Raw genomic sequence first — 19286 nt, forward strand, 5'->3', positions numbered from 1 at the left:
ACACTACGAAGTCGCAGCTGCTTTTGGATTCTCTTCTTCTTTTGGTATCTCTTCTTCCAACCGTCCCCACACTTTCAGATAACTCAAATCTTTCTGATACTTCTTAAACACCACCAGCAGAGATCGTAACGCCGTGTTGATTTTGACTTCTTGTTTTTCCACCGCAGCTAAGTCGACTTTGATGAGCACATTATAAACATAAGAAATAATTTGTGTAGCCATGCTCTCAATGTCAGCCTTAGTCATTTGTAACGTGGTATTATCATATGCTCTGATTGTTTGACCATCACCCTCAAAGATCTTTTTTAACGGGTCTTTCATTGGGCCTTCATTATGGTATATAAAAGACCCGAGACATAGATGAAGAATTTTAAAACATCTCACAATGGTATTACCTAAAACAACATCTTTCATCTTAACAAAAGTTTTCTTAATCTCTTCATGAGCCGCAAGAATAGCCGCTTCCTGCGTCTCAATTGCATCGAGATCTTTCTTGACAAGTAATCCTGTTTGTTGAAGTGCAGCGATAGCTCGTTTTGCTTCTGATTCCTGAACACGTGTCACACGATTCACTCGCCCAACTAACTCACGTTCCGCTGCATTTAATTCATTGATAAACCGTTCTCGAACATTACTCATCTGTCGAAAATCAAACCGAGTGTTTTGATTATCCACTGCATTCTCGAATGGCGTTACAAATTGAGTTTTTAGAAATTTTTTCACATTCTCAACCATCTTATATTCTTTCATCTCTTCAATATATTCAGATAAAAGTCGCTTCTGTTCACGATCGAGTTCTTTTGCTGCAGCTTTCGCTGCCTTTTTGGTAGCTTTCTTTTTAGCAACACCAGCCGGAGAAGTAGTATCTACGGGAGTAGAAACAGGGATAGGTTTAAACAAACGTCTAACTAACGGTACCTTACCAAAAACTGCACGCAAAAATCCCATCATCAACCTCTTATAGCACCCAATGAGTAAAAAGAACTATATAAGATTTATGGGAGTTACCCTCGAACATCTTTCACCTCACGGCGAGGGAAGAACTTAAACCAGACTTTATGTTCAGGAAGATGATGTTCAAACTTCCTGTAAATCACAAGTAATTCACGTACATTTGTATTGATATCTTTTTCGATTTGTGCTGCCTTTTGAACCAAACCTAGTACCCCCTCCTCTTTTGAAAAAGTATCCACTATCACCAAACAATCAGTCACCAACGTACTAAAATAAGTGGGATCTTCTCCACGGCGAGGCTTAGCTACTTTTTTACCAGCATTTCCTTTTTGAACTAAAACTTTCTCACTCCATGTTCTGACATGACGAAAAGGATCAGCATTTAACACTATGTCTTGAATATGACGTAAAATCGTCTCTAACTCTGCATGCTTCTCCAGAATCAACCGTTCATAAGTCTCGATCTTCAAACGATCTGCTTTATCTAAAAGACCGGCATCATGTAATTGATTCTCCAGCAGCGTAGATGTTTCATATTGACGAGAACGATTTCTCCTCGAACGAGAACTCTCTACTTTTTGTATTACTTCCCGAATTTTACCAACAATACCTTTCTCACCTAACGCCGCGGCAAGCTGATCAACATCCACAATAGGAATATCAGAATCAGCACAATTACGAATAGGAATCAGAAAAACAGAACAATACGCCTCAAAATGACGAACCGCAGTGAGTATTTCCTGCTCAGTAAGATAGAGGCTCAACGTAAGTTTCAACTCTCGAGACAGCGTTGCAGACGCACGAACAGCCGTTTCTCGCTGCAATCTAGAAGATGCACCACCTAAAGCACTTTCACCAACACCACCCTTCCATCTTTCTCTTTCAGGTATTTTTCTAAACAATCCCATGGCATCACTTCAAGACAATTAAGCAGAACCACCAGAATGCTTTACCCCATTTAAAATTGATACTAATCCTTGGATATTAATATTTGCCCTTTCCTCAGCAGTAGCCAGATCACGAAGAGAATTATCTCTTATGTATTTTAATTCATCAATTAACTCACTCAATTCTTTATTTGGAGAGGTAGAAATACCCAATCTAGGTTTAAACGCTTTTTCAAACCATTTTTTACTTTTATCAATATGAGTGAGGATACCACCTAACTGCTGCCGAAGTTCTTCATGAACACGAAGTATCTCCTGGAGTGGAACTTCTGCTCGGTCATGAATCTCCTGCGTAATCGCCCCATCTTCTAATAATTTTTGTAATAATTGTTGTGCTGATTCTTCTTGTCGAGCAGTACTGCGAGTCAATCTTCCAGATAAAAAAAATCCTCGGTCTACTGCTCGATGAGCTTTTTTCACTTCATCTAAAAGTTTTTTGAGATATTCATTTCCCGGTTTAAAATTAATATATGTAACACGACCAGTTCTTTCAACTGGATTAAAGACAGCCAAATTTTCATCACTCAAAAGATCATAAATTTCCTTTAGCAGCTTGGTCATCTTCACTTCTTCAAGATACTCATTCAAAAGATTCTTCTCTTCTCTGTCTTCTCCTTCCCCAAGATCTTCCTCTGCACTTTCAATAGCTTCAACTTCTTCATCACTTGCCCCTTGAGCTTTCGCTTTTGCCGCAGCATCTTTATCCAACGGATTGATACCTCTTCTCTTAAACAAACTACCTATACCCTCTTTAGCTTTATCAAACGCTGCAGGAATATTATGGTCTTCATGTATTCCCCCTTTCGCGTGCGTGCTAAACGCAGAGCCAATGGATACCAAAGCGAGAATAACCAAACCAGCCCCAGTTAATCCAGAGAATACAGTACCCTCTAAAAATTGAGCAAGCTCAGCAGAATCACCACTTGCTGCGCCAAAAGTTCTACGTACCCAGAACCACATAACCACAATCGTAACCATAATTGCTGCACGAACCCAAGGATGCTCATCAAAGAACCAATATAACAACCCCAACATGATAAATGGCAGCACCACTAACGCTGTTGAAAACAACGTAACATATTCTGTTGCCGCAACAAAAATAACATTCATGGGCATCAACACCCAACTTAAACTCACGATTGCAAACGCAATAATAAACGCATATCCAGGAGGAATACCTACTTTCTCAGAAATACCATACGCAGCAACACCAAGAATACCCAAAATAACAAGAATGACCAGACCAACTTGAGGAATGACTGGTTTATCTAAAAGACCAATATCAACAAGCCAATTCAGAGTAAGAAAATTATCCGCATTAGACGCAGAGAGACCAAGAGCATGCGCAACCCACGTAAAAGGATCAGTTGGATCACCAACCGCTGCTAAAACAGAGGGAACAAACAGCGAACCAACTAGCAGTAAGAGTAATACTAAAGATACACTACGCTTTATCATCTATCTGTCCTCTTTATAGTAACAAAAAGATTCTTTTAGGGTATTTAAACTTTTAGGGAAAGAGAAAATGGTGTTAGAAACAAATGAACCGTAAAAAGAAACTGCTACCCACACAAATATATCATGAAACCATGCGAGATCAGAGTATGCCCATAAAGTAATTGAATTTACAAGAAGAAATACGTAATGTTAATGAAAATAATCAATAAAAATAATTCTTAAATAATAAACAAAATAAAACCTACGCTGTAGCTTCTAAAAACTTTTTCAAGTCAGCCTCAAGACTAATTACCAGCTTATCAGCCTCTTTCTCTGCTGTTTCTGTTTTCTCAATCAGCCTTTCCCCATCCTCAGTTCTAAAACTAGCCCACAATTTAACAAGTCTTTCTATAACCCCATCAAATTGTAATTTCAAGGTTATGGCTGCGTTATCTGCATTAGGATAGGTAAGTTTACCACCAACATGTTGAGTTTTCGTTTGAACATCAGCCACTCGAGCATAATCAGCAGAAGTCTTACCTTTTAATACTTTAATCAATCTGAGTAATTCATCCCACTCTTTTCTAATATGTTTTTCATATTCTGTATGTAACGCGTTAAGATTATCTTTGACTTTTTTATGTTCAACAAGAATTAATCTTTCTTTGGCTTTCAAATCTGAAGACTGTTTAGAGGTTAGAATACCCTCCGCATCTTCAATAAACGCAAACCCAGTACTTTCCTGACGTCGAGTAATCTGTTCTAAACTATCAAGTCGATCAAGAGCTTGACCAAGAGTGCTCTCCAATTGACTAAATGGATCTTCTAACTCTTTTGGATCCCAAACCTGTAAATTAGTACCAGCTGTTGCTTTGCTATATTCTTGATTCAGAGTAGCAATTCCTTTTTGTAATCCCTCTTTTACTGCTCCCCAAGCATGCTGTAATTGTTGAATATAAACTACTTCATCATTTTCGAGAATTTGTTCTTTGACCAATCTCACTTCTGCACGTTGAGCATCATCTCTTGCTGCTCTCACTCTCTTCTCTAATTTTTTATTCTCGACCACTAATGCAGCATGTCCTGCCTCCCCAGCAACCCCATGCCCCGCAGCAGCCCCACCATGTCCGCCTGCAGCTCCTGCTTCTCTTGGTCCACGCATCGCATTCCCAAACCCTTCTTTGGCTTTCTTTAATCGATCCATAATGGAACCAGCATCTGCATTCACACCCGGTTTACTATGTGAGCCCAGTGCTGCCAAAAATGAACCTAATGCTACAAAGACCATCACGGTAACTATCCATCCGGAAAATAAAGTATCTTTAATAGTAGTATACGCAGGACCAGTTAGCCCCGTAGAACTTCCCACAGACGCAGCACCATTAAAGATAGAACGAGATTGTAACCATAACACAATAATAAGGAGGATAATAAAGAACCGAGCCCACGGCATTTCATCTAAAAACCAATACGCAATCCCTAAAAGCACCAAAGGTAACGCAATCAAGATAAACGAAAATAAAGTAACATATTCTGCACCCGCAACAAAAATAATTGTGCGAGGCATAAGAACTGCACTTAACGCAACGACAAAAAACGCAATCATGAAACAATACCCTTGCGGGATTCCCACTTTAAAAGAAAGACCATACGCCGCAACACCAAGAATGAGCAACATTAACAATATGACAAAACCCATTGGGGCATCAACGGGAGCATCGAGCAACCCTATTTTTTGCAACCAAGTAAGCTGTAAAAATTCTTGAAACGCATTCGGAGTGCCAGCAGCAGCAGGAGTAGTACCAAGAGGACAACCCGTTAAAAATAATGATAAAGCTAAAAGAGTAATTACCAAAAACGTTGAAACACGTTGAGTCATCTATACACCTCTAATTAAATCAAAATGAAAGAAACAAGGTATTTAAAGATTTCGACGACCCAATACAGCTAAGAAAACTATTTAGACGGCCCAGTACCTGCTAAATTTTTAAGATATTCCTGAACTTTCAAAAAATCAAAATCTAATCTTGCTGCCATTTTCCGATATAATGCAGGCATATTCTGCTCTCCTCTCACAAAAGGAGCTGTTGCAAAATCTAACATAGTGCTACATAACGCAGAAAGATCCTTTTCTTGCCCTTTATCAACATAAAAAAATGTTGAATGGGGATAAAGCAGAGTTAATTGCTCTGCAAGATCATGAGCCTCTTGCCCAAACCCTGAACGAATAACAACAACACCAAAAGACCCATTATAAAGTAAAGGACTAGATTCCCCCGTAAGCCGAGCCAAAGCAGCACCCTTACTTTGTGCAGGAACTGCCCGTGCTGTGGCAATAATTTGTCTTACTCTCTGACCTCGTTCACCTAAAGAATTAAGCAAAACTTCATCCAGAGCAGTATCAGAAGAAAGTATCGAAGAAGCAAGAGCAGCATGATCAAACCCACCTAAATAATGATCTAATTTAGTATTACGAAAAAGAGCTGGTAAAGGAGCAGTTTGACGATGACCAAAACCCTTTCTTCCCTCAGCTTGATGCATATAAATATCAAAAACACCTAAAAAACGATTCTCGGTAGGACTAGCATGTTTTCGTGCAACAGAATATGATTTATCCGTTGGTCCTTTTCCAAAATCCTGACCAAACCAACGATCAACAACGCCTTCAAACGCAGGAACACTCTCACTAATAACGACTGGATCAAGAAGAACATGTCGAGAACCATCGCCTTTCCAAGCATCATAAGCTCTTTGAAAACTTGACTTAAGCAACGCTTGTTGACCTTCATTATCTTCTACAACCCCGCTGCGAAATTGAATATAGGAAACCATGTTTTACTCGCAAGTGATAACTATTTTAAATAGATTTCGTCTAAAAAAACAAAACACAAAGAACAACCAATTTTTCGGCAAAAATTTATAAATTATAGCCACTATAGCTGCTATATGAACACCACAATCCAACTTAGTAAAGAAACAAAAGACCTCATTAATACATTTGGAACTAAGGAAGACACATATGACACTATTCTAAGAAAAATGTATGATCTTGCTGTAAAAGAACAGTTACGCGATTTCTTATTTTCTCAAAAAAATACTATCTCTCTTGAAGAAGCACGAAAACGACATAAAGAACGATGGCAAGAATAGAGATCGTTGAAAGCCTATTTGAAGAAATAGAGAAGAAATTCAAACGAGATGCATCGAAGGTATTCGACTTAATTGAAGAGATAGGAGACAACCCACATAAAGGAAAAGTATTATGTTCGGTAGCGGGCATTCTCATTAAAGAAATCAAATATAACGGCTTTCGTTTCTATTTTATTGTTGATGGTTTCAAATTGAAATGCCTTAATGAAAAAGAACTAATTGAGCTCCTAATTATGTTCGTAAGAATGTCAGATAAAAAAGCACAACAGAGAGTAATAGAAGAGATTAAACAGGTTTTGACTACAATTGGAAGTAGTGGATTTAAATAGAAATTTTACCACCCATCCCGAAATCTTTATAAATAACCCCCATTGACAACCCGCTATGACACATATTTTGCAAGTCAACCCATCTCGCTTAAACAGCCGCGTCGCAGCGGAACTCAAAAAACAACAGCTTGTCAAACCGACAACCTGGTCTGCTTTTGTTAAAACTGGTCATCACAAAGAACGAACCCCTGATAGCCCAGACTGGTGGTACTTCCGTTCAGCAGCAATTTTACGTGCAATTGCAAAACTTGGTCCAGTTGGTACCGAAAAACTTCGCACCAAATATGGTGGCAAGAAAAACCGTGGCCATAAACCAGGCAAAACTTACAAAGCATCCGGTTCAATCATTCGTCACATTCTTCAACAACTTGAAAAAGCGCAACTCATCAAACAAGCAGATAAAGGAGTACATAAAGGTCGCATTTTGACACCAAAAGGCACTTCTCTTGTTGATAAAATTGCAGTGCAAATCGCAAAAGAAGAACACAAAGAACAAAAGCAATAGGCAAGTCGTATGGCAACAAACAAACATCCCTCTCGTAAAAAACGCTTAATCAAACTTGGTACACAAACCAAATGGGCTCCTTTCTGGACCGTCTTTAAGATTAACGGAAAAGGACAAAAAGTCCACCCGTCTCGCCACACCGCAATCAAACGCAACTGGCGCAGAACTAAAACGAAAGCATAAATACATACCATGGCAACCAGCAAACCTACTCTTGAACGCGTATACAATGTTCCTCTACGTAAAGAATATCAAAAATCTCCTCGTTGGAGACGAACCAAAAAAGCAGTTAACGCACTTCGAGAATTTCTTCAAAAGCATATGAAATCAGAAGACGTTAAAGTAGGTAAAGAAGTAAATGAATTACTCTGGCAACATGGTATTCGTAATCCTCCTCATCACATCAAAGTAACCGTTACGAAAGATGACAAAGGTGTTGTACGAGCAGAATTATTTGGACTAAAAAAAGAAGAACCAAAAGCGAAAGCTCCTGCTAAAAAAACGCCAGTCAAAAAAGCAGCTCAAGTAAAAGAAGCAGTAACCGAGCAATGAATTTAATTTAGTTAATGAAGAGTGGGTCGGTGTGTAAACCATGACACAAGTCCCATTCAACAAAGCTTTTTCTGTAAGTAAAATCGCTGATCCCGATATCAATTTCTTAGGAAAACCAGTAGATGCAAAATCAGGAATGGGAAAAATATACTATCAGGGAAATATCGGGCACAAGGTAATAGTAATTCAAAAAGATACACCTATGCAGACCCCCTCGCCAGGAACAAAGCTCGAAGTCAAAGTCGATCTTGTAACACCTATAGCTTCATTACTCAAGATAGACGATAACCCTGTAGTCCTTGATCACCAATCGACCTACTGGTTTCAACAATCAATACGAGAAGCATTCACAAACGCTGCCGCGCAAGTATCACCAGCAACACCAAAAAAAGTTCATGATTTTTATTTTACCTTTGACCTGCAACAACAATTGTGCGGTGTTCTAAAACAAGAGTTTATTCCAGGCTATACTTTGCGTGAATATGTCAATGATTTTGACTTTGCGTTAAAATATCTTTTTCTATGTACGCCCCATTCCCTTGCTCGAAGATATGTCTCAACCTCTGCAAAAATTTTCCTCTCACTCATCGAAAAATTAGAACGACTTCATCAAAACGGCATAGTTCATCACGACATTAAACCAGATAACATAGTTATTGCATCAAGTACCTCTGCGCCAACTAATTCCTCAACAGACGCAGTACAGGCGCATCTTATCGACTTTGGAATTGCAACAATACCTCCCCGGCTCTATTCACCTTGCCCAGAAATAGGACTCACTTCAGAATTATATGCCATTATGAGATCCTCACTAAAACAAAAAGGCACCAAACCTCAAGAATTACAAGAGATAGGGTCCTATGGCTATACTGCCCCAGAACTTGCGCGTGCGCAAAGCATCGGCACAGATTTATCTGACTATTTTAGTTTAGGCATCACGGTATGGGAAACATTCATGAGAACACAAGCATTTCCTGCAAGGGATTATCAACCCATGCAACAATTCGATGCATCAAAAACACAAACCCTACTAGATCGTATTGAGACAATTCACTATCTTTCTCAAACTGGAAAACTGGCGCTACAATCCGCCATTAGCTACTCGGTTGTAGAAGACCCGAGCAAAAGAAACAAAGAGGGATTTAGACAAGCATTAGAAATATTGGCAACATGCCCCACAAATCTACATTAATTGTCTAACCTTTTTGTTAACCAATATGAAACAACAGCACCATTTTTACTAAAGTAGTTAAAGTGGACTAAAGTATTAAAAATACACTAGATTCAACAGAGTCAAAGTCAATATACAAAAATATAACTAAATCATAAATCTATAACATAACATTCACAAATTACAAAAAAAAAATGCAAAATTAAAATTTTAAAAAATGAATTCTCTCACTCCCAAACGCCAAATTTTTATCAAAAAAGCTGAAACAGGAACATTCGGCAAATCACCACAGCAACGTTCAACCACAGAACTCTGTACCTATGGTATTATCAACCTTGATAAACCAAAAGGACCAACAAGCCACCAAGTCTCAGACATGGTGCAAAAAATACTTCATATCACCAAAGCTGGTCATTCTGGAACTCTTGACCCCCAAGTAACTGGCGTGCAACCCGTAGGCATTGGTCGCGCCACCAGAATAACTGAATTCCTTCTCACTGCACCAAAAGAATACATCTGCCTTATGCACTTGCATAAACTCATTGAACCAGAAATACTCCATCAAACTCTTGAAAAGTTTAAAGGTAAAATCGAACAACTCCCCCCTATCAAAAGCGCAGTAAAACGCCAATTACGCACTCGAGAGATTTATGAACTCGAAGTTCTTGAAATCAAAGACCAAGACGTATTATACCGCGTTAAATGCCAAGCGGGAACCTACATTCGAAAAATTTGCCACGATATCGGTCAGGAATTAGGATGTGGCGCCCACATGGTCCAACTACGTCGTACGCAAGCTGGCCCTTTTACTGAAAAAGATAGTCTAGTTACACTCAACGATCTAGAAGACGCATATTTCTTTTATCAAGAAAATGGAAATGATACCTTCCTTCGATATTGCATCCAACCTATTGAAAACGCGCTGACCCATATCGCCAAATGCTGGATCTTCGACACAACTATTGAAAGTGTTACCCATGGACGTGATGTCGCCGTTCCCGGCATTAGCAAATTAGAAAATTTCCGCAAAGCAGAAACTGTCGCCGTACTTACCTTGCAAGGCGAGCTTGTTTGCATCGGCGAAGCTTTAATGTCTGCCGTAGAAGTAAATACTAAAGAAAAAGGCATCGCCATTAAAGTGCAAAAAGTCTTTATGGAACCAGTGATCAAACCAAAAGAAGAAAAAACTGAATAGTTACAGACTACCCAAAAACGGAGTTAAATCTTTATAATTAGTACTAATCTTTTTCATCACTTTCTTCATTAAAAGATTGAACAACCTCAAATACATCTGGAAAATATCCTTCAATTACTCTCACAAATTCCTCGAATGTAGTATATTTATACGCAGCAAACCCAAATTCTCCTGCTGCCTCAACATTAGAAGAGGTATCATCAAAGAAAAGAACTTTTTCTTCAGAATCATACCCTAACGTATTGAGTTTGGAAAAAACGTGTTCATAGAAAGCAGAATGGGGCTTAGCAACACCTAAATCACAAGAAGAAAACATTCCATCAAACAGTTCACTAAAATTCATCTCATGACGCAAATAATCAGCCCGATATTTCTCTTGATTCGTAACTAAAAAACATTTAACACCTAAAGAACGTAATAGACCAACCAAGCGAAGAAGTTCCTGATGAGGATTATTTTCAGCATGAAACCAAAATTCTAAAAATTCATCCACCGTACCATCAAAATTCCAACCAGCAAGATAGGGAGCAATAACTTTTTTCAAATCAGCCTTTCCCACAACACAATCAAGAAATGGACCTTTGAAAAATGGAAGCATTTTCTCTTCTTCAATACCATACTTTTCACTATATGGAATACTAAACCGTTTTTTGGTAATCACCACACCATCAACATCAAAAAGGATACATTTCGTATTCATTAAATCACCATGAGAAGTAGATAGATTATTCTTTTATAAAAATTTAGTAACTTTCAGCCCTGTCCTGATTGTAATGAGTGTCAAACACAAACCAATAAAGCTAAAGAAAAAGTCAAAGAAAAACGTGAAGATTATTTATTTGATTTCACCATTTATTCTACTTCAATTTATTCTACTTCAATTTATTTTACTTCAATTACTTTTCCTTTTGGTCCAGGATTAAGAATAATCGAATGCCCCAACTTCTCAATCACCCCAGCCGTCTCATGTAAATGCCCGCACACCACCACTTTAGGATTAATTCTCTCAATAAATTTGCGATAATCTTTATTTCCCACATGGCGATCATACAAATAATCTACTTTAAGACCAAACGGTGGACCATGTGTAAAGAAAATAATTTTTCTCCCGTTATACAAACTATACCACTCTCTCGCTACTGCCCTAAACACAGCATCTTCCTGCGCAAAACCGCCGCCACCATATCCCAATAACACAAAACCATCAAGCTCCAGCGCTTTCCGATCCAAATTAACACAATAAGGATAAAATTCAACTGCCGAAGATAATAACGCCCCGCCTTCTTCATGATTACCAGGAATAACATAAAATGGTTTTTCAAGATCATTAAATGCTTTAAGAACAACTTGTAATCCCCTGCCAAAAGTAGAAATATCTCCTGCGCAAAGAACAAAATCAATATCAGGTTTCGCCGCGCGTTCAACCAAGCAAGCGAGCATTTCCCGATCCTGATGAATATCAGTAAACGTAAGAAATTTCATAGAAAAAAAGAAAATAAGAATTCAAATGAATTCTTCTTATTCTGCATCAGCAGAAACTTGTTGATCTACAGCTTCAGGAGCGCGAACGGGCTCATCAACGATTGGTTCTTCACCATCGATAGGAGCATCTTTAAGTTCAAGAACTCGTACAGAAACTTCTTTTGTTAAGTAAATTTTACTTAAGCGTTTTTTAAGAGCAGATTGAAGTTTGCGAGTAACCAAATTAGCAATAAATCCATCAAACGTAGATCGAGCAAGTTCTTCAGTATAGAAAGCAACAATTTCACGACGCAATGCGCTGCGAACAGAACGTTGAACACGATGAGCCACAACTGTGAAACTCTTAAGGACAACATCTTGACCACTGCGAGTTTTGATAGTCATAACATCATCAAGACGTGAACTATTTTTTCGCACAACTCGTTTTACATAAGTTGGAGAAAGGATATAACCAATGGTTGCAGTTCGCAATTGAGTGCCATCGGCGCGGGTAATCTTGAACATAACGTCATAACTTTGATCTTTAACATTACCAGTAAGTTCCTTAAGGTTGATCATAACACTGCGCCCTACAGCTTGTTCAGGATTCTCAATATAGGTTTCACCTACTTCGCGTTGACCAAAAATTTTAGGGGAAATAATTCTATACCAAACTTTACGTTTGATTTTCTTAGCACTTGATTCTTTTTTCACATTTTCCTTTGCCATAATGAAATGCACCTTTGATGATTATTTTTAATTATTTTTTTTAATTATTTTCTTAACAAAATTATCTTTGACAACAACCCAATATTCTTGGAAGTTGACCATAGTTCCTAAGTAGATATAGTCGTAGATCAATAGTCTATTTAAAAAGCTTTTGGCAAATCAAGTAGGACAAAGTAAGGTCGAGTAAAATCAGATAAACTAACTATATACTTCTTAGAGAGAATAAAGAGAGAATAAAGAAAGAGAAAGTGAGAAGAGTGAAAGACACAAAACTCGAAAAGAACATAAAGAGAGAAGAAATCAGAACTTTATGTGCCGCATGCTTCTTGCCGTAGGAAATATCCAAACCTACCCCCTTCTAGAATCAATGAAACTCATTGCTAACGATCAAACCCAGCAGCACGAGTGGCATCAAATCTATCCACAAGGTACATACACTCATCATGATGGATGGGGGTATGCAGCATACATCAAAGAAAAATCTAAAAGAGAACCCACAGAAGAAGAAGAATCAACAAAAAGCGAAGATGAAGGCGAATGGTCACACGCCAAATCAATTTTTCCTTTTCCTAATGATTATGCTCTTAAAAACGTACCAAGTTCCCCCTCCATCATCCTGCTTCATGTAAGACGAAAAAGCCAAGGGGAAATCTCCACCAAAAACACCCACCCTTTCCAAATTAATCACCAACAACAAAAAATATTTTTTGCCCATAATGGACAAATTCCGCATCAAATAACCCATAATACTCAATTTATCGCCCAAGGAACTACCGATTCAGAACAGCTCTTATACTCCATTTGTAGTGAAGACGATTTTGACACCAACCCGCAAAACGCAGTGACCAGAATATTGCATCAATATCCTTCCTCACATGGTACAAATATTATTTTAACTACTAAAAAACAAAGTATTATTGCTCTCGCCCATTCTCATTATCCAAAGTATTATACTATGTATCTTGCCACAAACGAAAATCAAACTATCATCTGCTCCGAACAACTTCACTTGCTGCCCAATATGATTTGGCAAGAAATCACACCGGGACACATCTGTACACTTAACCACGAAAACCATGAAATATCCATTACACCCCTAGAAACTATATCCCCTATATGCCAAAAAATATAAAAACAGCCTCTTCTTTAACAAAAATGATAGATGATGGATATAAAAATTTACGTAAGCCCAAACTGCACTTGGTCTAAAAAGACCACAGAATGGCTTCAAAAAAACAAATTTTCTTTTCAAGAACTTGACGTGATGGAAAGCGACAAATATCGTGACGAACTACTTGAAAAATCAAATCAAATGAGCACGCCCGTTGTAGATGTGAACGGACAAATTGTCATAGGATTTAATGAATCACAACTCATGCAAGCTGTAGGAAAAGTGAAATAGATGAAAATATACGTTAGTCATTCTCGTTCTTTTAATTTTCTAGAAGAATGGTATCTCCCTCTCAGAAAAACACTAGCCGAAAAACATGAATTAATCCTCCCTCATCAAGAAGGAAAACGAGAACTAAACTCAAAACAAACCATTAAAACATCTGACCTAATCCTCGCTGAAGTCACCTATCCTAGCACAGGTATGGGTATCGAATTAGGCTGGGCTGACTATTGTAACATCCCCATTATAGTATTTTACAAAAAAGGAAAGAACCCCTCCCCCTCAATCTTTGAGTTAAACAAAATAAAAATCAGGGAATATAACTCACAAGAAGAATTGCAAAAAGAACTACAAGAAGAAGTTGAAAAGATCAAACAGTCAAAAAAAGAACTTTAAATTAAAAAAATTCTTATACAAAAACCATTACACCAAAATAATCCTACTTGACTAGTCTTACTCGACGATTCTTCCTGTTCTTATAATTTTAAGATTATACTTCTCGCTAAATTCATATTCATAAGAAAAATCAACCAACAAAGGAGTACGATAAGAAGTAGCGGCCCCAATATCGTAAACACAAAGCACAGTCGTCTCTTTTTGATCAGGTTTTAGTTTTAGTGTAACACTTTCAGGATCTGGTGAATCAGGCAAGACACAACGCAACGCATCATTGCCAATGCGAGCTCCTTGAATTTTGAGAGATAACAATTCACCCGGACCACGGTTCGCAACCGTCATACGAAATTCAATTTGCGGACCAAATTGACCATACGAAATTTGCTCCATCTTCACAACACCTACGGGTGCGCCTTGTCCACTAAATGAACTTGGGTCATCACCAATTTTACAACCGCTTCCCGTCTCAAAATCATATCCTGAAGAAGAACCAATACATACCGTGGGATTGAAAGTAAATGTAGAATCAAACTTTGCTTTAATTCGATAAGGGATATCACGAAAACTCTCACCAGTTTGAGTTTGAAGATACCCAATGTCGCCTTCTAACGCAATATCATACGGTTCGGGGATAGGACTAAATTGATTTACACCCTCAATTGGTCCTGAGAGAGGATACTCTTTATTATACACATTCACAAAAGTTTCATCTATCTGAGTGTATGTTACAACAACGTGATTGAGCGGATATGCAGCATTATTCACAAACTGAAACGGAACATAAAGAGGTCTTCCCTCATAGACTTTTTCTTGAGGAAGAGGATTGGTAATATCGGGAGAAAGTATCCCCTGACGAAAATTTCGTTGAACTGAAGAACCAGTATCCGTACCACACGATGTAAGTACTGTAAGAACCAATACACAAAGACAAAGTCCGACAATAAGAAGATATGATTGTGATCTCATGATCAAGACACCCCAGGTGATGCAGGTAGAGATGTTTCGAGAGATGGCACTTCTTTTAACTCCACTGCGATTTTATCAGTAATGATATAATCATATATTACATTTGCTAAAAATGTTTTGGTCTTACCATCTCCGCTCACATCAACAAAACCGGAAGGAATAGTCAAAAAGCAGCGTTTTGCAAATAAAATATTCCCCGTTAATTTTTTAGTATACTCTTCTGGAAAATCCAGTGAACTTCCCTCAAGACAATTTGCATCACCTTCTTTAATGCTAAATCCATCTTCACGTAACGTGGTTAATTCATAACTATGAACGGACCGCACCTGCCCTTTCCCTATATTCTCTAAAGAGACCCATGCCAGAACTGGCTGTCCCGCAACGATTAACGGATTTCCCCGTAACGTGCCAAATTCAACATTAAGTCGGGCAAACTCAGCGGGAGCCTGAGATAGAGTCTCTACTTTTGAATGATAATGATCCTGCATCACTTGATCTTTGTATCGTTTGCGTTCCTCTTCACTTGCAAAAAATGTTCGCTTCACCCACGATGTTGTTTTAAGACCATTAATCTGCGCGCTAAATTCTAGTTCATATTTCCCAAGAGGTGTATCTGGAGCAAGAGTGCAAGTAAAAGGAATTTCCTTCACTTCATCACGAAATCCAATAGGTTCGTTACCTTTACCAAAAAGACTAATCGTTTGTTCTTTATCTTCTGTTCCCCGCTTCAAATGACAAGACGCTTTCACACTAAGAGGTTGTTCTCGTGGATTGTCAATAATAAGTACACCTGAAAAAGTTTTAGAAAACGGATCATTTTCTGTATCAATCTTAAACGTAGCTTTCGTCACTTTATCAAAATTCGTTGCCGTAGAACTACGTGCAGCCATTTTTTCTTCTTCTTTGATTTTTTTCTGCTCTTCTTCACAAACTTCTTGTATCCCATAAACTCCTTGAGCAACTTGTTGTTTGCAAAAACTTCTTATCTGCGAATCCTCTTGACGCTGCGCAACGCACGAAGCAACATTTTGAGGATCATTAACCATACAAACAATGTTTGACCAAGCAGGCTGCTCACCTTGAGGGATATTTTTTTCCACATTCTTTCGCGCAGCTTCTAATTGCGCAACTCCAGGCAGAAGCGAATTTTTTTCATACCCAAACCCCGCAATCATTGGCGTAATGAGTGTAAAAATCAAAAATAGACCTGCAATAACCCGACCAATTCCAATAAAAGATTCAAACCATTTTCCTTTAATTGCCCCATCTGGAATGGTAAATAACCCATACAACGTCCACCAAGGAATATCATTAATCAATGTTGATAAGATCGGTGTAACCGTAAGTTCTAATTTAATAGTCATGAAATGAAGTAGTCCTGCATCGACAAAGTAAAATAAAACGGGAACAAACCCCACTAATTCGGGCGTAATACTTTCCCATTTGGCAAAAAAAGCAATAATAAGACTAACACCAACAAAAGTTCCCAGAAACACACCTAAAAATGCTGGACTATAATTGCTATCATATACATAATACCAAATAAAGAAGAATAGAATCGGCATTAACACTGCTAGACGTTTCCCTTGGCACCTCAATGCCAATGCCCAAATACCACATGCCAACAGAATTATCGAAGATGTAAGAATAAATCCATCTGCCCCAATATTATTTACCCGTGCCAGATAATGTATCAAACCCCAGACAATCAAGAAAATAGTAAGCCATTTAGCAGTACCAAAAGAAGACTCAGAAGAACGAGAAGAAGAGTCATCTTTCTTTGAAGAAGCTTTCCCCTGTTGTTTAGTTTGCTTTTCTTCTGCCTTTGCTTCACGTTCTTCAGCATCCGCAACCCTACCTAAATTTCGAGCAACACCACCTACATCAGGAGTACGTGGTTCACGGTCAAATAAAGAACGCCTAAAATATCCTTCCATCATCTACCTCTTTTAATCAATATAACAGAAAACGACTATAAAAACATTCCTACCAGTTAACAAAAAAAGAGAACAAACCACCATAAAAAATCTAAAAAACTCAAAAGAACTTAACTAATCTTTGACCAACTCAATAACCATACGTCGTACTTCCACGCTACGACGAGGTTTTAATTTAACTGCATTATTTCCTTGTTCAATATCATCGCTAATATCAAAACTATATGACCGTTCATTTGATTCAAACTGGTTAATATGACCATTGACAAGAAGATCCATCTTTTTGGTCTCAACAACATCCACAAAGAACATTGTCACATGAACCTTTCGATCTCCTCGTTCTACAGCATTAAAATCTTCATTTGATAATTCAAAATAATAGGTAGGATAATCAATTTCTTTCAAATGTGATTCCAAAACAATGTGTGATAACAAATAAGATCCTCTCTCAGCACGAAACACTACTTCATTCTCCCCCGCATTCACCGTTGCAGAACCAAACTCAATAGGAACCATTGCAACTTCACAATCAGGAACAGCGTTGTAAACTTCTCGACCATTAACCATAACACTCAACCTTCCGACTTGAGTGTAAATGCAATCAGGTTGAAATTTAAGAACAAGACGTTCAAGAGCTGCTTTCTCAGTATCAGAGACTAAAAAGGAATGACGTGAAAATTGAGCATCAAGTTGAGTCACATCTGCAAGCACTTTAACCGCATCAAGAGTAACTTTGTGTGTTCGCCAGAACGCTGCACCAACTGATCCTGAACGAAACGTAAGAGTATTATCTGCTGTGAGCATTGATTTAGCAAGACTTACGGGAGCAACATTTCCTACTTTGAGTTCTCCCTCAAACACGCGTTCACCATTAAGTAAAATTTCCAAAGGCCCTTTGGATTCACGCACCGTAAACCCAAGTAAAACCCGATCAGTAGTAGAAGGATTATCTAAAGCAAACCGAAGTTGAGCTTCATCATTCGTAAAAATTCCTTTTTTAGTTAAAAGGGTTCCACGTTCCTCAAGCACTCGACTCTCAGTACTCGTAAAAAGATTAACTACTGGAAGCGGATGTTCAACTACTCGTTGAGAAAGATAATCAATGCGACCAGGAGTTACATCCAGTAAACGATCACCGATCGCCACACCTGCAGAATTGTTACTGCCAGTACCCGTAGGTGTTCCTAATAATTCAGCACGATCAGCAGGAGGAATTAAAATTACAAAACCAATAATCAGCGCGGCAATCACAACTAATAGAACCGCAGCTCCACCAGCTGCACCCTGTTGACCTCTTTTAGTAAGCATATCTATCAGGAAATGGTAGCCGATTCTTCTATATAAAGTATTCTGTTGTGCAACAGTGAAGAAAAGAAAAAACAGAATCAGCAAAAGACAAATCGGAAGAGAATATATGATTGAAGTATAAAGAAAAAGCCCCAAAGAGTTTAAAAAAAGACATCAGTCAAAAGAACCATGAGTCAGTTAATCAATCTTGCAGCATTATGGTATGCCCCTTATGCCTATTTTTCAAATGTAAGTATTCCCCATTTTGTCGTTAGAAGTATTGATAATGTTAATTTTTACGCATTAAAAGAAGCAGGATTTCGAGGAGCAGTATTTGATAAAGATAATACCCTTACCAGACCCTATCAACATCAGATTCATCCTTCAATAGAAGAAAGACTAAAAGAAGCCAGAATGGTCTTTCCAAACTCCATTTTAATTGATTCAAACTCAGCAGGCACCCGTGATGACCCAGAATATCAAGAAGCGAGAAAAATTGAAGAAGCCACAGGTCTTCCCGTATTGCGTCACATCCATAAAAAACCTGCAGGAGGTGCAGCAGTTGCCCAACAGTTAGGCATCCAAATCAAAGATCTATCTTATTTTTGTATGTTTGGTGATCGCACCCTTACTGATATAGCATTTGGCAATCGGTATGGCATGCTCACAGTTCTTGTTGATCCTTTTACTGAACAAGGCGATTTGAAAGCAGCAGCAACCGTACGACGAGGAGAACGAAACCGCCTAGAAGCCCGGTTAAGACGCGGCGAACAAGCACCATCCCACCCCCTCTACAAACCTGATCTTTGTCGTAATGTTATATTCTATGGAAGAAAAGTGCCCCCTCAACTTGAGTCTAACTAAATTTATATAGAAA

The 19286-nt window shown here is 38.3% G+C and carries 22 protein-coding genes; 11 read left to right on the top strand and 11 right to left on the bottom strand.

What is annotated here, in order from left to right; genetic code table 11:
* Positions 1 to 3: 3 nt before the first annotated feature.
* The 5 genes from HYV86_04895 to HYV86_04915 form a co-directional block, all read right to left on the bottom strand.
* On the bottom strand, positions 4 to 951 hold the full coding sequence (locus tag HYV86_04895; GenBank protein ID MBI2573170.1) for a hypothetical protein: 948 nt from the start codon (positions 949 to 951) through the stop codon (positions 4 to 6).
* A 53-nt stretch (positions 952 to 1004) separates the two neighbouring features.
* A complete protein-coding gene (locus HYV86_04900; protein ID MBI2573171.1) occupies positions 1005 to 1862 on the bottom strand; it encodes a hypothetical protein in 858 nt (285 codons plus the stop codon).
* Positions 1863 to 1880: 18 nt separating this feature from the next.
* On the bottom strand, positions 1881 to 3359 hold the full coding sequence (locus HYV86_04905; GenBank protein MBI2573172.1) for a hypothetical protein: 1479 nt from the start codon (positions 3357 to 3359) through the stop codon (positions 1881 to 1883).
* Between the two features lie 241 nt (positions 3360 to 3600).
* On the bottom strand, positions 3601 to 5217 hold the full coding sequence (locus tag HYV86_04910) for a hypothetical protein (GenBank protein ID MBI2573173.1): 1617 nt from the start codon (positions 5215 to 5217) through the stop codon (positions 3601 to 3603).
* A 77-nt stretch (positions 5218 to 5294) separates the two neighbouring features.
* Entirely contained in the window at positions 5295 to 6170 is an 876-nt protein-coding gene (locus tag HYV86_04915; GenBank protein ID MBI2573174.1) for a hypothetical protein, read from the bottom strand.
* 114 nt (positions 6171 to 6284) lie between these two features.
* Between HYV86_04915 and HYV86_04920 the strand changes: the two genes are divergently transcribed.
* From HYV86_04920 to HYV86_04950, 7 genes are all read left to right on the top strand, one after another.
* Positions 6285 to 6488, top strand: coding sequence for a hypothetical protein (locus HYV86_04920; protein ID MBI2573175.1), 204 nt, complete (start codon positions 6285 to 6287; stop codon positions 6486 to 6488).
* Positions 6476 to 6817, top strand: coding sequence for a hypothetical protein (locus tag HYV86_04925; protein ID MBI2573176.1), 342 nt, complete (start codon positions 6476 to 6478; stop codon positions 6815 to 6817). The genes HYV86_04920 and HYV86_04925 overlap by 13 nt, the downstream gene beginning before the upstream one ends.
* A 55-nt stretch (positions 6818 to 6872) precedes the next feature.
* The gene (locus HYV86_04930; GenBank protein ID MBI2573177.1) at positions 6873 to 7322 is read left to right on the top strand and encodes a 30S ribosomal protein S19e; all 450 of its coding nucleotides are present in this window, start codon (positions 6873 to 6875) and stop codon (positions 7320 to 7322) included.
* 9 nt (positions 7323 to 7331) lie between these two features.
* Complete coding sequence (locus HYV86_04935; protein ID MBI2573178.1) at positions 7332 to 7505, top strand: hypothetical protein; 174 nt, start codon at positions 7332 to 7334, stop codon at positions 7503 to 7505.
* Positions 7506 to 7514: 9 nt separating this feature from the next.
* Positions 7515 to 7874: a 60S ribosomal protein L31 gene (locus HYV86_04940; GenBank protein ID MBI2573179.1), complete on the top strand. Its 360-nt coding sequence runs from the start codon at positions 7515 to 7517 to the stop codon at positions 7872 to 7874.
* Between the two features lie 40 nt (positions 7875 to 7914).
* Positions 7915 to 9066, top strand: a complete 1152-nt coding sequence (locus tag HYV86_04945) for a hypothetical protein (GenBank protein ID MBI2573180.1) — start codon at positions 7915 to 7917, stop codon at positions 9064 to 9066.
* 196 nt (positions 9067 to 9262) lie between these two features.
* Positions 9263 to 10240, top strand: a complete 978-nt coding sequence (locus HYV86_04950; GenBank protein ID MBI2573181.1) for an RNA-guided pseudouridylation complex pseudouridine synthase subunit Cbf5 — start codon at positions 9263 to 9265, stop codon at positions 10238 to 10240.
* Between the two features lie 43 nt (positions 10241 to 10283).
* Here HYV86_04950 and HYV86_04955 read toward each other — a convergent pair whose 3' ends face one another.
* The 3 genes from HYV86_04955 to HYV86_04965 all read right to left on the bottom strand — a co-directional run bounded on the left by HYV86_04955 (position 10284) and on the right by HYV86_04965 (position 12430).
* Entirely contained in the window at positions 10284 to 10940 is a 657-nt protein-coding gene (locus HYV86_04955) for an HAD-IA family hydrolase (protein MBI2573182.1), read from the bottom strand.
* 182 nt (positions 10941 to 11122) lie between these two features.
* Entirely contained in the window at positions 11123 to 11722 is a 600-nt protein-coding gene (locus HYV86_04960; protein MBI2573183.1) for a metallophosphoesterase, read from the bottom strand.
* Between the two features lie 36 nt (positions 11723 to 11758).
* The gene (locus tag HYV86_04965) at positions 11759 to 12430 is read right to left on the bottom strand and encodes a hypothetical protein (protein ID MBI2573184.1); all 672 of its coding nucleotides are present in this window, start codon (positions 12428 to 12430) and stop codon (positions 11759 to 11761) included.
* Between the two features lie 310 nt (positions 12431 to 12740).
* On the opposite strand from HYV86_04965, the gene HYV86_04970 reads away from it, so the two are divergent.
* From HYV86_04970 to HYV86_04980, 3 genes are read left to right on the top strand one after another with little or no spacing between them, the layout of a single operon-like run.
* Positions 12741 to 13562, top strand: coding sequence for a class II glutamine amidotransferase (locus HYV86_04970; GenBank protein MBI2573185.1), 822 nt, complete (start codon positions 12741 to 12743; stop codon positions 13560 to 13562).
* A 30-nt stretch (positions 13563 to 13592) separates the two neighbouring features.
* Positions 13593 to 13832 (top strand): glutaredoxin family protein, encoded by a 240-nt coding sequence (locus HYV86_04975; GenBank protein ID MBI2573186.1) that lies wholly within the window; start codon positions 13593 to 13595, stop codon positions 13830 to 13832.
* On the top strand, positions 13833 to 14219 hold the full coding sequence (locus HYV86_04980) for a hypothetical protein (protein ID MBI2573187.1): 387 nt from the start codon (positions 13833 to 13835) through the stop codon (positions 14217 to 14219).
* 57 nt (positions 14220 to 14276) lie between these two features.
* Here HYV86_04980 and HYV86_04985 read toward each other — a convergent pair whose 3' ends face one another.
* The 3 genes from HYV86_04985 to HYV86_04995 form a co-directional block, all read right to left on the bottom strand.
* Positions 14277 to 15185: a hypothetical protein gene (locus tag HYV86_04985; protein MBI2573188.1), complete on the bottom strand. Its 909-nt coding sequence runs from the start codon at positions 15183 to 15185 to the stop codon at positions 14277 to 14279.
* A gap of 2 nt (positions 15186 to 15187) precedes the next feature.
* A complete protein-coding gene (locus HYV86_04990; protein ID MBI2573189.1) occupies positions 15188 to 17125 on the bottom strand; it encodes a hypothetical protein in 1938 nt (645 codons plus the stop codon).
* Positions 17126 to 17236: 111 nt separating this feature from the next.
* Complete coding sequence (locus HYV86_04995) at positions 17237 to 18430, bottom strand: hypothetical protein (GenBank protein ID MBI2573190.1); 1194 nt, start codon at positions 18428 to 18430, stop codon at positions 17237 to 17239.
* Positions 18431 to 18598: 168 nt separating this feature from the next.
* Here HYV86_04995 and HYV86_05000 point away from each other — a divergent pair, with 168 nt between their 5' ends.
* Positions 18599 to 19273 (top strand): YqeG family HAD IIIA-type phosphatase, encoded by a 675-nt coding sequence (locus HYV86_05000; GenBank protein ID MBI2573191.1) that lies wholly within the window; start codon positions 18599 to 18601, stop codon positions 19271 to 19273.
* Positions 19274 to 19286: the final 13 nt, after the last annotated feature.

The sequence above is a fragment of the Candidatus Woesearchaeota archaeon genome (assembly GCA_016188115.1).
In the GTDB taxonomy this organism is placed as follows: Archaea; Nanobdellota; Nanobdellia; order Woesearchaeales; family GW2011-AR9; genus JACPIK01.

What these genes read in the sequence shown, in the direction of transcription:
- HYV86_04930 (MBI2573177.1), top strand. Translation starts at nt 6,873, where the DNA reads ATGACACATATTTTGCAAGTCAACCCATCTCGCTTAAACAGCCGCGTC.
- HYV86_04965 (MBI2573184.1), bottom strand. Translation starts at nt 12,430, where the DNA reads ATGGCAAAGGAAAATGTGAAAAAAGAATCAAGTGCTAAGAAAATCAAA.
- HYV86_04960 (MBI2573183.1), bottom strand. Translation starts at nt 11,722, where the DNA reads ATGAAATTTCTTACGTTTACTGATATTCATCAGGATCGGGAAATGCTC.
- HYV86_04925 (MBI2573176.1), top strand. Translation starts at nt 6,476, where the DNA reads ATGGCAAGAATAGAGATCGTTGAAAGCCTATTTGAAGAAATAGAGAAG.
- HYV86_04915 (MBI2573174.1), bottom strand. Translation starts at nt 6,170, where the DNA reads ATGGTTTCCTATATTCAATTTCGCAGCGGGGTTGTAGAAGATAATGAA.
- HYV86_04940 (MBI2573179.1), top strand. Translation starts at nt 7,515, where the DNA reads ATGGCAACCAGCAAACCTACTCTTGAACGCGTATACAATGTTCCTCTA.
- HYV86_04905 (MBI2573172.1), bottom strand. Translation starts at nt 3,359, where the DNA reads ATGATAAAGCGTAGTGTATCTTTAGTATTACTCTTACTGCTAGTTGGT.
- HYV86_04990 (MBI2573189.1), bottom strand. Translation starts at nt 17,125, where the DNA reads ATGATGGAAGGATATTTTAGGCGTTCTTTATTTGACCGTGAACCACGT.
- HYV86_04945 (MBI2573180.1), top strand. Translation starts at nt 7,915, where the DNA reads ATGACACAAGTCCCATTCAACAAAGCTTTTTCTGTAAGTAAAATCGCT.
- HYV86_04985 (MBI2573188.1), bottom strand. Translation starts at nt 15,185, where the DNA reads ATGAGATCACAATCATATCTTCTTATTGTCGGACTTTGTCTTTGTGTA.
- HYV86_04995 (MBI2573190.1), bottom strand. Translation starts at nt 18,430, where the DNA reads ATGCTTACTAAAAGAGGTCAACAGGGTGCAGCTGGTGGAGCTGCGGTT.
- HYV86_04910 (MBI2573173.1), bottom strand. Translation starts at nt 5,217, where the DNA reads ATGACTCAACGTGTTTCAACGTTTTTGGTAATTACTCTTTTAGCTTTA.
- HYV86_04900 (MBI2573171.1), bottom strand. Translation starts at nt 1,862, where the DNA reads ATGGGATTGTTTAGAAAAATACCTGAAAGAGAAAGATGGAAGGGTGGT.
- HYV86_04935 (MBI2573178.1), top strand. Translation starts at nt 7,332, where the DNA reads ATGGCAACAAACAAACATCCCTCTCGTAAAAAACGCTTAATCAAACTT.
- HYV86_04975 (MBI2573186.1), top strand. Translation starts at nt 13,593, where the DNA reads ATGATGGATATAAAAATTTACGTAAGCCCAAACTGCACTTGGTCTAAA.
- HYV86_04950 (MBI2573181.1), top strand. Translation starts at nt 9,263, where the DNA reads ATGAATTCTCTCACTCCCAAACGCCAAATTTTTATCAAAAAAGCTGAA.
- HYV86_04895 (MBI2573170.1), bottom strand. Translation starts at nt 951, where the DNA reads ATGATGGGATTTTTGCGTGCAGTTTTTGGTAAGGTACCGTTAGTTAGA.
- HYV86_05000 (MBI2573191.1), top strand. Translation starts at nt 18,599, where the DNA reads ATGAGTCAGTTAATCAATCTTGCAGCATTATGGTATGCCCCTTATGCC.
- HYV86_04955 (MBI2573182.1), bottom strand. Translation starts at nt 10,940, where the DNA reads ATGAATACGAAATGTATCCTTTTTGATGTTGATGGTGTGGTGATTACC.
- HYV86_04980 (MBI2573187.1), top strand. Translation starts at nt 13,833, where the DNA reads ATGAAAATATACGTTAGTCATTCTCGTTCTTTTAATTTTCTAGAAGAA.
- HYV86_04970 (MBI2573185.1), top strand. Translation starts at nt 12,741, where the DNA reads ATGTGCCGCATGCTTCTTGCCGTAGGAAATATCCAAACCTACCCCCTT.
- HYV86_04920 (MBI2573175.1), top strand. Translation starts at nt 6,285, where the DNA reads ATGAACACCACAATCCAACTTAGTAAAGAAACAAAAGACCTCATTAAT.